Below are 13,051 nucleotides of genomic sequence, written 5' to 3'. Positions count from 1 at the left end.
AGTCTCTCAAGTATCGCAAGGTCACCAAGAATCATGCTCCCGCTGCGATCGGACCCTGAATCGATTGCCAGACAACGAGGTCATCAGAAAGTGAGCACTCACATGCAACGCATCACGCGAAGGGGAGGCATGGCGGTCATTTTCGCCGCTGCCCTGTCCCTGGTTATCGCCGGCTGTTCATCGACAGGCGGTGGCTCCGAACCCAGCGGCAGCTCTGCCCCGCTGACCTACCGCACCGCGAGCGGCACCTGCGCGGTTCAGCCGAACGCGGGTATCGACGAGGCAGCGGCCACGTCGTATCTCAAGCCGTTCCTCGCCGGGCCCAAGGGCCTGCTGGTTACAGACAAGCTGCCGAAGCCAGTGAATCCGGACACCACCGTCACCTACCTCAACAACGGGACGGTAATCGGCGGCCTCATGGAGGGCTATATGAAGGAGGCGACCAAGGCGGCGGGTGTGCACTTCCAGAACGTCGACACGGGTACCGATGCGAACAGCATCAACTCTGCACTCGACTCCGTGGTCGCGAGCAAGCCGAACATCGTCGTTTCCGCCGCGCTCGACGCAACCTTCTTCCAGAAGCAGCTGAAGCAACTGCAAGACAACGGGACCGTGATCGTGTACATCGGGGCCGTGAACGCCGACAAGTTCGGCCTGCAGGATTCGGTGGGTGGCAAGGGCGCCTCGGAGGTCAACGGAAAGGCGCTTGCAGCGAGCGCCGTCTATTTCACCTGCGGCACCGGAACCAACTTCGCCTTTTACAACATCCCGGAGTTCGCGTTCTCCCAGGTGCAGCTTGATGCGGCAAAGGCCGAACTCAAGCAACTGTGCCCGAAGTGCACTCTTCGCACAGTGGATATCTCAATCACGGACCCATCCCCGGCCGACAAGATCGTTTCGGACCTGCAAGCGCACCCCGACACACAGTTCTTCATCACCCCGGGTGACCAGTTCCAGATCGGGCTGGGCCAGAAGGCAAAGCTGGCGGGAGTCACGAACGCCAAGGGGATCGGACAGTCCTCTGTCGCGCCGAACATCCAGCAGATCGCCGGAGGCCAACAGACGGCAGGGTTCGCCGTCGACTACGACATGTACATCTGGATGGCGCTTGACGAAGGCTTCCGACGTCTGCAGGGTCAGGATGTGAAGTACGACGACTGGTCAAAGGTGGTGCTGTCGATGTCGCGGGTACTCACCGAGAAGACCGCGAAAGACTACTCCACCCCGGCGGGCTACATCGCCGACCCGAACATGGCAGCGGAGTTCGTCAAGCTCTGGAAATGATCTGAGGCGAACACGAGGGGCCCGGACACCGTCCGGGCCCCTCGCTGTGTGCTTGTCAGATCACTGATTGCGGGTCTTGATCACCTTGTCGAAGTACGGCGACGGCGCCACTGTTGCCCGGATCGGCTTCACCTCGTGGGCGTCTACCGAGCTGCGCTTGCTGTCCGGCTCGCCCCACAGCAGCGTGAGCTCCGTGCCGGGCTCGGCGTGTTCGAGGCCGACCAGGGCAGTGGAGACGAGGTGTCCACTGTTGGGGGTGAACGACGACCACTGTGAGACGCCGACGATGTCACCCCCGGCCAGGACGGCATCCGACTCGAAGGTCGCGTACATCGGAGTCGGCATGGCCATGAACCTGCCGGCGCGCGCTCCCCCGAAGAGTGAAGACGCAATAGCGCCGGCCACGTCGTCGTCATTCCACTCCAGTGTGACCTTCGTGCGCCGCTGATTGTCGGCCTTCTGCCGGAGCGCGTCTCGTCCCACGAAATCGCGATCCCAATCGACTAGTCCACCGTAGCCGACTTCAATCGGGTCGACGTAGTAGTCCTCGATCCGATCGGACACGAGGCTTCCGCCCAGCGAGCCGATGGTCTCAAGGAAGTAGCCGTTGAGCCACTCGCGGTATGCGCCGAGCGCGGGGTCGGCGTAGATCGCGGGAAGTGGCATCGGCATCCACCCGGATTCCTGTGCCGTCACCGAGTATGCGAATGAACCGGTGCGGCGGATGTCGTACTTCTCGCCAATTGCGAGGAGCGTCTCGCGCACCGCGTCTTGGTCGGCCCACGCGCCGTAGATCTCGAAGCCCGGCGTGCCGGCCATCCCGTGACGCAGCGCGCGCACCGGCTTTCCGCCGATCGCGAACTCGCCGATGCCGAAGAACTTCACATCCGGCAGCGTTCCGCCTGCGGCTTCCGTGACGACATCGAGGGCGTGGCGCCCCTGCACCTGCACCCTGAAGACATCGCGGGGAGCCTGGCGCACAGACCAGTTGTCGTTCTTCTCGGCCGAGATATCGAGTTCGCTGCTCTCAGCGTTGAACTGTAGCCAGTCGCTGGCGAACGGAGCGCCGACGACTCGGTAGAAGTTCTCGTCCTCGTGGAAGATGATCGCGTCGGCGATGAGGTTGCCGTCCGGTGCGGCGAGCACGAGCTGCTTGCCACGTCGAACGGGAAACACGTCGAGCTTGTTGACCGCGAACTGCTTGAGGAACGGGATCACCTCCGGCCCGCGCAGGTGTAGTTCTGTCATGTGATACGACTGCTCGAGCAGAGCAACGCCGTCTTTCCATGCACGCACCTCGTCCCGCCAGTTCGTGAACTCGGACGGGATGCCCGGGAACTGGTACGGGCCGAGGCTCGAGCTGCGCAGCAACGGGACCGCGCCCCCCGCCTGGTCGATCAGAGCCTGCAGGCTCGGTGGATTCTGCGCATCGTTGCTCATGGGTACTCCTTATCATCGGACGCGACAGCGCGCCACGGATTCTCGCTGGTAAAAACAATACGGGATACTGACTAGTATGCAGATTACAATCAGTAGGTCAAGCCTTCGGCGCGGATTGAGGAGTCCAGGCTTTCGTTGACAGGGTGGAAGCGCGATAAGATACTGAGTTGGATACAGATTCCGATCGGAATGTGAATCATATTGATCGCACTGGATGCTGAAGCCAGATCGCGACATGCAAGGGAGCATCAACATATGTCCGACTTTGCACACACTATTCCCACTCTCGAGCAGCGACTCACGGATGCCGGCGGTGCCGTGTCATTACTGAGAGGGCCCGGCCAGCTTGGCCCATACGTGTTCCCCGACATCCCAACGGAGTTCACGAACTGGCGTGCGGAGCAGCGGGCGTGGAAAGACGGAGTCGCTCTGCTCGAGCAGTCGTACCATATGTCTGAGCTCCATCTTCGAGGCTCCGGGGTGATCCTCTTTCTCAAGCAGTTCGCCATCAACAAACTCGATTCTTTTCCCGTTCGCAAGGCGAAGCAACTGGTCGCGGCGAGTCCGGACGGGTATCTCGTGGGCGATGCCATTCTCTTCCACGAGGACGATGGTTTCTTCCGGCTCGTGGGAGCGCCGTTCCTGCACGACTGGCTGCTGTTCCACGCGCAGACGACGAACCACGACGTGACGGCAGAGCTCAATCACAACTGGTCGGTCGTCGAGGCTCCGCGCGACGTCTTCCGTTTGCAGATCCAGGGTCGCTATGCCTTCGATCTGATGCGCGAGGTGGTCGACGGCGATCTGCCTGAAGTGAAGTTCTTCTCGATCGGCGAGATCTCAATCGCCGGCCACCAGGTCCGAGCCCTTCGCCACGGCATGGCGGGTACGCCAGGGTTCGAGGTGTACGGCCCCTGGGACAGCCAGTCAGCTGTTCGCGACGCCTTCGATGCCGCCGGGCGCGATTTCGGGCTGCGCAAGGTCGGTGCGTTCGCCTATGCCACCGGCGCACAGGAGTCCGGATGGCTGCCGCTACCGCTGCCGGCCGTGTACCACGGTGACGGCGTGTTGCACGCGTATCGGGAGTGGACGAGCGCGTTCTCGCTCGAGGCGATGGGTTCGCTCGGCGGAAGCCTGGAATCCGAGAAGATCGAGGACTACTACGTCGATCCGATCGAGGCAGGATATGGCGGGCTCATCGACTGGGACCGTGATTTCCTCGGCAGAGAGGCGCTGCGCCAGAGGGCAGACGATCCGCGCCGCACCAAGATCACTCTGGTCTGGAATGACGAGGATGTCGCGGCGGCGATCGACTCGTCGCTGTTCGACACCGAAGATGCCGCCCAGTTCCTCGCGCTGCCGTCGCCGATGTACTCGACGTGGGCGGCCGACGCAGTGCAGAGCCGAGGAGAGACCGTTGGCTTTTCGCAGTACATGTCGCACTCGGCCAACGCCGGACACGTTCTCTCGCACGGCATCATCGCGACAGAGTTGTCCCAGCCTGGGACCGAGTTGACTCTTCTCTGGGGCGAACCGAACAGCCGTCGCGACAACGTTGACCCGAACTCCCTTCGCAGTATCCGTGCCACGGTTGCGCCCTCGCCGTACTTCACGAAGGCGATCAAGGCCGACAATCGCTGAACTCCCACCCACACCGATCTGACGACGAGGACTTGTCCCTGATGAACCTCACCGAGCCCGACACCGCTGGTGCCCCGCCAACGATCCCAGACGAGATGGTGAGTGATCTCATCGCCGTCGTGGGGGAGGATGCCGTATTCATCGATCGAGCGAAGCTCGACGAGTTCTCGGATGCATACTGGATCCCCGCCGACGATACCTATGCTGCGTCGGCTTTGGTTCAGCCGAGCACCACGGAGCAGGTGCAGGAGATCGTTCGCATCGCCAACCGTTATGCGGTGCCGGTGTGGCCGATCAGTCAGGGGCGCAATCTGGGGCACGGAGGCCCGTCTCCCCGCGTGCGCGGCTCGATCCAGCTCGGCCTCCAGCGAATGAATCGCATCCTCGAGATGAACGACGAGCTCGCGTACGCCGTCGTCGAGCCCGGGGTCACCTGGCAGGACTTGTACGACGCGGCCGCCACTGCGGGCTACCGGCTGCTCACTCCCGCGCCCGATCTGGGCTGGGGCTCGATCGTCGGTAATTCGATGGACAGCGGTCACACCTATCAGCACTACGGCGCCGATTACATGATGCCCACCGGGCTCGAAGTGGTGCTGCCGGACGGCGACATCCTCCGAACAGGGCAGGGTGGCATCCCGAACAGCAGCACGTGGCATCTCTACAAGCGCAGTCTCGGGCCGACCCTGGATCCACTGTTCCTCCAGTCGAACCTCGGCATCGTGACGCGGATGGGCGTATGGCTGAAACGCCTCCCACAGGCGTATGCGCCGCTCACCCTGGTCATCGACGATGACGCCGACCTCGAAATCGCCATCGACACGATCCGCGAGCTCCGCCTCGAAGGGCATCTCGAAGGGATCCCCGCGGTCTACTCGACCCTGCGCGCCGCGCAGATGGTGCGTGACAATCCGGTGCCAGCGCGGCAGGAGCCGTTCTCCGACGACGAACTGCGTCAAATCGCCGCAGAGCGAGGGGTTGGAGCGTGGGCAGTGCGCGCGTATGTCTGGGGCGACCCCGAGCTGGTAGCGCTGCGCCTGCGGCGGATCACTGCCGCCTGGCAGACGATCCCGAGCGGCCACGTCGACGAGCCCCGGATCTACACGCCGGACGAGTACGGTGAGTTGACGCTCTCGGCAGCGCAGATCGGCATCGGCATCCCGACGCTCAAGGCGCTGGAGACCACACCGGCGCACGTCGCGCACCTGGACATCTCGCCCATCGTGCCACTACGGGGCACCGACATCCGGATCGTTGTCGACGAACTGCGCCGGCAGTACGCCACGGCCGGTCTCAATTTCGGGCTCGGCATCATGGTCACCGGTGAGCGCTCGGCTGTTCCCATTGCGGGCATCCGCTACGACAGGACGGATGTGGCAGCCGTGAACACCGCACTGGACCTGGGGCGCACCATGATCGAGGCACTTGCCCGGCTTGGCTATGTCGACGGTCGCCCGCACTTGCATTTCATGGATTTCGCCGCCGAGCAGCACTCATTCAACGAGCATGCCTACCGGCGTTTCGTGGAACGCATCAAGGATGCGGTAGACCCCGGTGGCATACTTGCGCCGGGGCGCCACGGCATCTGGCCCGCTCGATACCGCGAGGCCGCTTCGTAGGCGGTCGGTGCATGCAGTCCCGGCGCGCAGGTATTCTGGGTAGGTTCCGACAGGCCCCTCACCGGTGCTGTCGGGTCCGGAGCGAAGGAGGATCATGGCGCGGCTGACGCGAGAGCAGAGTCAGGCACTGACGCGCGAGCGGATCCTGGAGGCGGCGGGAGATGTCGTCGCACGTGATGGCTACGACGGTGCGTCCGTGGATCGCATCGCCGAAGCCGCCGGCTATTCGAAGGGGGCTTTCTACTCGAACTTCTCGTCGAAGGAGGACGTGCTCAATCATCTGCTCGAAGGCAACACCGGCCGTGATTCGGTCGAGCTTCGCGAAATCCTGGCAGATCTCACCGAGGTGGATGAGATCATCGATGCTGTCGCTCAGTGGAGTGACTCACGGGCCGCGGAGTTGAAGTGGGGCATGCTCGCCATCGAGTTCCTTCGGCGCGCGCGTCGTGATGGCACCCTCGGCGACGAGCAGCGGCATCCGTTCATCGTGCAGTGGCGCGAAGTCGGCACACTCCTCATGACCAAGCTCTTCCCCGGTCAAACTCCGCCGATCGATCCCATCGACTTCGGTGGCATCCTTCTCAACCTGACCTACGGCGGTATCACCGTGTTTCTCGCGACGAGCAGCACCGGCCAGATGGTGCGCGAGGTGCTGACCGCGTTCGTGGCGGCATATCGCCCCGTCTCAGCGCGCTAAGCGCACTCGCATCCGATCGTCGGCGCGTGACGCGCTTGACGTGGCGTCCCATCAGAGATACTGTCAAGTATCTGAAGACTTCTAAGTATCTGGCTTGTGCCGGGTGTCGATGAAGATCAAGCTGACACCGCTGTCGTGGCGATGTCCTGTCTGCGATGAAGGAGCGCCACGATGACCGGTCTTGTGATCGACTGCCATGGGCACTTCACGACTGAGCCGACGGCGTTTCACGGCTACCGCCGTGCTCTCGTCGAGCACGCATACGGCCGCGCCGACGCGCCCGTCACCTATGACGGAGTCGACGACGACGAACTGGCCACGATCATCTCGGGCAACCAGCTGCGCCTGCAGCGTGAGCGTGGAACGGACTTCACGCTGCTGTCGCCGCGCGCGTCGGGAATGGGCCATCACGTGCCGGGGCAGCAGGCCGCCGACGCGTGGGCTCGGCTCTCCAACGACACGATCGCGTCGATCTGTCGGCTGTTCCCTGAGAACTTCGCGGGAGTGTGCCAGCTTCCGCAGACCGTGGACGGCGACCTCGGGCCGGTCATCGCGGAGCTGGAACGGTGTGTGGATGCCGGCTTCGTCGGCTGCAACGTCAACCCAGACCCCTCCGGCGGGCACTGGTCGACACCGCCCTTGACCGACTCCTGGTGGAACCCGCTCTGGGGTGCTCTGGAGCGACTGGACGTCCCGGCGATGATCCATGTATCTGGGTCGACACTGCCCGCCGTGCACACCACCGGCGCATACTATCTGTCGGCAGACACGACCGCGTTCATGCAGCTGCTGCAAGGCGATCTCTTCTCCACTCGCCCTGGGCTGCGGCTGGTCATCCCCCACGGCGGCGGTGCGGTCCCCTATCACTGGGGCCGATTCGAAGGCATCGCGATCGGGTTGGAAAAGCCGGCGCTGGCCGAGCACCTGCTGTGCAACGTGTTCTTCGACACATGCGTCTATCACCAGCCAGGCATCGACCTGCTGTTCGAGACGATCGGGGCAGGCAACGTCCTGTTCGGCTCGGAACTGCTCGGCGCAGTGAAGGCGCTCGACCCGAGCACGGGACAGGCATTCGACGACACGAAGCGCTACGTCGATGCCCTCGACCTGGACGACGAGAGCCGTGCCGCCGTGTTCGAGCAGAACGTGCGAGCCGTCTACCCACGGCTGGACGCTCTGCTGGCACGTCAAGGCCGATGACGAGACGACGCAGGAAAGGAATCCGCAATGACCGAATACGCGACGCTGCGATTCGCCGGAGGTGCCCAGGGATTCAACTGGCTTCCGGTATTCGTCGCCGAGGAGCAGGGGCTCTTCGACCGCGCCGGCCTGAAGATCGAGTATCTGCGACTCGGCTCGGTGGGCAAGGCCACTGCTGCCGTGCGCAGCGGCGACGCCGACGTAGCGATTACGCCCCCAGAGGGCGCAATCGTCGACCACCTGACCGGCGGATCGCTGCGCATTGTGGGTTCGAACTCCCAGCGGCTGCCGATGTCGCTCGTGGCGCGGCCAGGGATCACAGAGCTGTCTGGCTTGAAGGGTGGACGGATCGGCACGTCGTCGCTGACAGAAGGGACGTCGCTGTACACGCGGCCGCTACTGGCCACGGCGGGGCTGACATATCCGGATGACTATGAATTCGTGCTTGCCGGTGTGCATACCAGCAGGTGGGATGCCCTGCAGAACGGCGAGATCGATGCCGCACCGCAGCCCGCACCGTGGAACTTCCTGGCCGAAAGCGAAGGCTACGGTCTGCTTGGAGAGATTCCCGACGTCATCCCCGAGATCATCTTCGCCGCGGTCATCGGCAACGAGTCGTGGCTGACCGAGAACAGGAAAGCCGTCACTGGCCTGATCGGCGCGCTCGCCGAGGCGCACGACTTTGTGAACGACGCGGCCAACGATGCCGTGACGCTGCCGATCTACCAGCGCATCACCACCCCGGACGAACCGGAGCTCGCAGCGCGGGGCCTGACGTACACACGCGGGCTGGGGATGTGGCCAGCGAGCCTGCGGGTGTCCGCCAAGGCCCTTGAAGCGACCATCGACGTCATGATCCAGGCCGGCCTCATGACTGCTGATCGCCGGGCCGACGCGCGCGGTGTCGTCGACCTCGACTTCACGAAGGTGGCGTAGGCGCGCCATGGCCACCGTTCACACCGTGGTGTCACGCACCGAGAAGACATTGGCAGCAGCCTTCGCCGAATGGGGCGTGGCCACGGTCCATGAGGCGCAGGGACGCACGGGACTGCTCGACCACCGTCTCATCCCGCGCCAAGAAGGTTCCGCTATCTCGGGCACGGCGCTGACGTGCGAGGTCGCGCCAGGCGACAACTGGATGATCCATGTCGCCATCGAACAGGCGCAACCGGGAGACATTCTTGTCGTCAGCCCGACATCGCCCTGCGACGATGGCTACTTCGGCGACCTGCTGGCGACTTCCGCGGCGGCCCACGGCATCCGAGGTCTTGTGATTGACGCCGGCGTGCGCGATGTCAAAGACCTGCGCCGAATGGGGTTCCCGGTCTGGAGCAAGACAGTCAGCGCGCAGGGCACGGTCAAGGAGACGCTCGCCGATGTGCAGGCGCCCCTCGTCTGCGCGGGTCGGCTGATCCATCCCGGCGATGTCGTGGTGGCCGACGACGATGGTGTCTGCATTGTGCCGAGGGTGGATGCAGCGACCGTCCTTGCCGCGGCACGTGACCGAGCGGCAGCCGAAGAAGACAAGCGAGCTCTTTATGCCTCCGGGCTGCTGAGTCTGGACGTCAGTCCCTCCCTACGGGACGGACTCAACAGAAAGGGACTGGTCTATGAGCGGTCTTGATGAGAATTACGTGCCACGCCGAGTGGTCACAGCAGTGCGGGATGGAAAGTCGGTGTTCCTCAGCGACGGGCCGCCGCCGAATGCCCACCAGTACAGTGCAATCCCGGGGATGATGACGTCAGTGGTGTACCGCACGGCGGCGCAGTGCTCGGTGGATCCGACCGGCGACGAGACCGCACCGATTTTGGGCGCACTCCTGCCGGCGCCTGGCGAGACGAGCCTTGTCATTGTCACGTTTCCGCCCGATAGCGTCTTCGCCCGCCCTGGTCTCGATTTCGCCGCAATCGACCAGGAACAGTACGACTTCGCACCGGACTTCGCCGACGCATTCGAAAAGGACAACCCGGGCAAGCACCAGACCGACAGCATCGACTATGACATAGTGCTCGACGGTGAGATCTGGCTGGAGCTGGACGAGGAGACCAAGCACCTGCATACGGGTGACGTCGTCATCCAGGGCGGTGCCCGCCACGCATGGCGAAACAAAGGTGATCGCCCGGCCACGATGTGCTTCGTGCTCGTCGGGGCACGGCGATGAGCCAGCGTACCCAGGCTGACCCAAATCGACCCGACTGCACGCACAGTACGGGTCACCATCACAACGGAGAACGAAAATGACGACGATACTTCCCCGCGAACAGGTCGAGGACACGACGCGGCGGCGGATGCGCGCTGCCCGCATGCACCAGGTGGGCGAACCTCTGGTCATCGAGGATGTGGACCGCCCGCGCGCCACCGGTACCGACGTGGTCGTGCAGGTGAAGGCCTGCGGCATGGTGCCGAACCTCGGGAACGTGCTTGCCAACTGGGAAACCTGGTACCCGCACGAACCGCTGCCGCCGCGCCCCGCGATATTCGGACTTGACCCGGTCGGCATCGTGCACGAAGTCGGTGAGCAGGTCGTCGCGTTCACCCCAGGTGATCGCGTCTATGTCAACCCAACGCGCTCGTGCGGCGCCTGCCACGCCTGCACATCGGGAGCGCCGCAGGCCTGCGACTACTGGACCTTCTCCGGCTACTTCGGTTTCAACCAGAACAGCCTGCAGATGTACGAGAAATACCCGGAAGGGGGCTTCTGCGAGTACATGAAGGCTCCGCAGGCGTCGCTAGTGACGCTGCCAGACAACCTGGGCTTTCGGCACGCGACCCGCCTCGGCTACCTGGGCACGGCATATGCTGCAGTGAAGAAGCTCGGGCCGCTCGCTGGCAAGACGCTCATCGTGAATGGTGCCACGGGGACCCTCGGGGTCGGCGTCACAATCCTCGCCCTCGCGCTCGGCGTCTCCCGCGTCTTCGCCGTCGCCCGCGGCGTGCCGCTGCTCGAACGCCTCCAAGCGCTCGCTCCCGGGCGAATCGAGACGTTCTCGAACCTCGACGGCAGCGCCGCCGAATGGGTGATGTCGCGCACGGACGGCCGCGGTGCCGATCTGATGATCGATTCGCTCGGCGCGGTCGCTTCGCTCGATTCATTCAAGGATGCGATGCATGGACTGCGTCGCGGGGGGCGGCTCGTCAACGTCGGCGGAACCGCCGGTGAACTCGGTTTCGACGTGAAATGGGGCATGGACAACTCCATCTCGTTCACCGGCTCGGCGTGGTTCACGACAGCGGAAGGGCTTGAGCTCGCAGACATGATTCGCTACGGGGTCGTCGATCTGTCGATCATGGAGCCCAAGTCGTGGCCGTTTGAGCAGATCAATGAAGCCATCAACGGCGTCACCAGCGGTGACGGCGGCTTCACCAGCTACCTGATCGAGATCTGAGAACGAGGAGAAGCATAATGGCACATATCGCGCCCGCAACGAGCAAGACCGCAGCTTTGCAGCTGGTGGATGACTTCTCTCTGGAGATGACGGGGAAGGACGTTCCTGGGTTGCAGGAAGCGGCGTCGGTGATCCCGGCTGGCACCAAGGTCAATGTGACCTTCCTGGGCAACGAGGACCTGCCGATGCGCGTCGCCGCGGCGAAGGCAGTGAAGGAGGCCGGGTTCGTCCCGGTCCCGCACATCTCCGCCAGGCGGATCGGATCGCAGTCCCAGCTGGAGGACTTCTTGGGTGCCCTGCACGAGGTAGGGGCCACTGAGCGCGTGTTCAGCGTGGGTGGCGACCCCGCCGAGCCCGAGGGCCTATATCCGGACTCGCTTTCGCTGATCCGCACCGGCATCCTGCAGAAGTACGGGGTGAAGCAAGTGAGCATCGCCGGGTATCCGGAAGGGCACCCCGATATCCCAGACGACGTGCTGTGGCGGCATCTTCAGGACAAGTCGATTGCGCTGAAAGAGCAGGGAATGGATGCTGTCATCCTGACCCAGTTCTCCTTCGACACCGACCCGGTGATGTCCTGGATCAAGCAGGTGCGCGATAAGGGGATCGACACGCAGATCCGGATCGGCACGCCCGGACCGGCAGGAATCAAGCGGCTGCTCGGATTCGCTCGCCGGTTCGGGATCGGGGCGAACGCGATGATCGTGAAGAAGTACGGGTTCTCCCTGACAAACCTGATGGGCACCGCCGGCCCCGACCGGTTCGTGTCCGATCTGTCCGCACTCCTCGCCCAGGACGAGTCGTCCGGTCAGGTGAAACTGCACTTCTACACGTTCGGCGGGCTGAAAGCCACTTCCGAATGGGCCGCTGAATATACGGCAGCGCAGTCCTGATGACGGCGCGTGTGCTGGACGGAAAGGCTGCGGCTGCGGCAATCAGGCTGGAACTGGCAGAGCGGGTCGCGGAGCTGAATGCTCGGGGGGTCACTCCGGGGATCGCGACGGTATTGGTTGGGGATGATCCCGCCTCGCAACTGTATGTGGGAATGAAGCACCGGCAGTCCGAGGCGATCGGGATGAACTCGATCCACGTCGAGCTGCCGGCCGACGCGTCGCAGGCAGAGGTTGAGGCGGCGATCGATCGGCTGAACGCGGATCCGGGATGTCACGGATACATCGTGCAGTTGCCGCTGCCGAAGCACTTAGACACCGACGCGATCCTGGAGCGGATCGATCCGGGCAAGGATGCCGATGGCCTCCATCCGACGAATCTTGGCCGGCTGACGTTGAACGTGAACCGTCCGATCACCACCCCGTTGCCGTGCACTCCGCGCGGGGCGATCGAGCTGCTGGTACGCAACGGCTACGACCTGAAGGGCAAGCATGTGGTCGTGGTGGGCCGCGGGGTGACGATCGGCCGGTCGATCGGGTTGCTGCTGACGCGGCGTGAGATCAACGCGACAGTGACGTTGACGCACACCGGCACGGTGGATCTGCCGTCGTATCTGCGGCAGGCGGATGTGATCGTGGCCGCCGCAGGAGTCAAGTATCTCGTGCGACCGGGGGACGTCAAGCCTGGAGCAGCGGTGCTGGATGTCGGGGTGACCCGCCAGTACGACGCTGAAAGCGGCACGTCCACGGTATTCGGCGATGTTGACCCGGCCGTGATCGAGGTCGCCGGATACGTGTCACCGAACCCGGGCGGAGTCGGCCCGATGACCGTCACCCTGCTGATGACCAACGTCGTCGAGGCCGCCGAACGCGCAGCATCCTGACCACAGAAC

12 protein-coding genes are annotated in these 13,051 nt (G+C 63.8%); 11 read left to right on the top strand and 1 reads right to left on the bottom strand.

All coding sequences use genetic code 11. The features are described 5' to 3' along the window. Window positions 1-129 precede the first annotated feature (129 nt). Window positions 130-1,284 (top strand): sugar ABC transporter substrate-binding protein, encoded by a 1,155-nt coding sequence (locus QU604_RS02450; RefSeq protein WP_308467212.1) that lies wholly within the window; start codon window positions 130-132, stop codon window positions 1,282-1,284. Window positions 1,285-1,344: 60 nt separating this feature from the next. Here QU604_RS02450 and QU604_RS02445 read toward each other — a convergent pair whose 3' ends face one another. Continuing rightward, entirely contained in the window at window positions 1,345-2,724 is a 1,380-nt protein-coding gene (locus QU604_RS02445) for an aminomethyl transferase family protein (protein ID WP_308467211.1), read from the bottom strand. Between the two features lie 255 nt (window positions 2,725-2,979). Here QU604_RS02445 and QU604_RS02440 point away from each other — a divergent pair, with 255 nt between their 5' ends. From QU604_RS02440 to QU604_RS02395, 10 genes are all read left to right on the top strand, one after another. After that, window positions 2,980-4,365: an aminomethyl transferase family protein gene (locus tag QU604_RS02440; protein ID WP_308467210.1), complete on the top strand. Its 1,386-nt coding sequence runs from the start codon at window positions 2,980-2,982 to the stop codon at window positions 4,363-4,365. A gap of 41 nt (window positions 4,366-4,406) precedes the next feature. Then, window positions 4,407-5,984, top strand: coding sequence for an FAD-binding oxidoreductase (locus QU604_RS02435; RefSeq protein WP_308467209.1), 1,578 nt, complete (start codon window positions 4,407-4,409; stop codon window positions 5,982-5,984). Between the two features lie 94 nt (window positions 5,985-6,078). Then, window positions 6,079-6,681: a TetR/AcrR family transcriptional regulator gene (locus QU604_RS02430; protein WP_308467208.1), complete on the top strand. Its 603-nt coding sequence runs from the start codon at window positions 6,079-6,081 to the stop codon at window positions 6,679-6,681. Between the two features lie 171 nt (window positions 6,682-6,852). Then, window positions 6,853-7,881: an amidohydrolase family protein gene (locus QU604_RS02425; protein WP_308467207.1), complete on the top strand. Its 1,029-nt coding sequence runs from the start codon at window positions 6,853-6,855 to the stop codon at window positions 7,879-7,881. A gap of 27 nt (window positions 7,882-7,908) precedes the next feature. Then, entirely contained in the window at window positions 7,909-8,817 is a 909-nt protein-coding gene (locus tag QU604_RS02420; protein ID WP_308467206.1) for an ABC transporter substrate-binding protein, read from the top strand. A gap of 7 nt (window positions 8,818-8,824) precedes the next feature. Further along, window positions 8,825-9,505 carry a 4-carboxy-4-hydroxy-2-oxoadipate aldolase/oxaloacetate decarboxylase gene (locus QU604_RS02415; protein ID WP_308467205.1) on the top strand — a complete coding sequence of 227 codons (681 nt, stop codon included), beginning with the start codon at window positions 8,825-8,827 and terminating at the stop codon, window positions 9,503-9,505. Then, window positions 9,492-10,043 (top strand): cupin domain-containing protein, encoded by a 552-nt coding sequence (locus QU604_RS02410; protein ID WP_308467204.1) that lies wholly within the window; start codon window positions 9,492-9,494, stop codon window positions 10,041-10,043. The genes QU604_RS02415 and QU604_RS02410 overlap by 14 nt, the downstream gene beginning before the upstream one ends. A gap of 76 nt (window positions 10,044-10,119) precedes the next feature. After that, complete coding sequence (locus tag QU604_RS02405) at window positions 10,120-11,268, top strand: alcohol dehydrogenase catalytic domain-containing protein (RefSeq protein WP_308467203.1); 1,149 nt, start codon at window positions 10,120-10,122, stop codon at window positions 11,266-11,268. A 17-nt stretch (window positions 11,269-11,285) separates the two neighbouring features. Continuing rightward, window positions 11,286-12,161, top strand: a complete 876-nt coding sequence (locus QU604_RS02400) for a methylenetetrahydrofolate reductase (protein ID WP_308467202.1) — start codon at window positions 11,286-11,288, stop codon at window positions 12,159-12,161. Further along, on the top strand, window positions 12,161-13,042 hold the full coding sequence (locus QU604_RS02395; RefSeq protein ID WP_308467201.1) for a bifunctional methylenetetrahydrofolate dehydrogenase/methenyltetrahydrofolate cyclohydrolase: 882 nt from the start codon (window positions 12,161-12,163) through the stop codon (window positions 13,040-13,042). The genes QU604_RS02400 and QU604_RS02395 overlap by 1 nt, the downstream gene beginning before the upstream one ends. Window positions 13,043-13,051: the final 9 nt, after the last annotated feature.

Source organism: Rathayibacter sp. SW19 (assembly GCF_030866825.1).
GTDB lineage: Bacteria > Actinomycetota > Actinomycetes > Actinomycetales > Microbacteriaceae > Rathayibacter_A > Rathayibacter_A soli.
The sequence above is the reverse complement of the archived record's forward strand: the minus strand, read 5'-3'. Positions and strand labels throughout refer to the sequence as shown.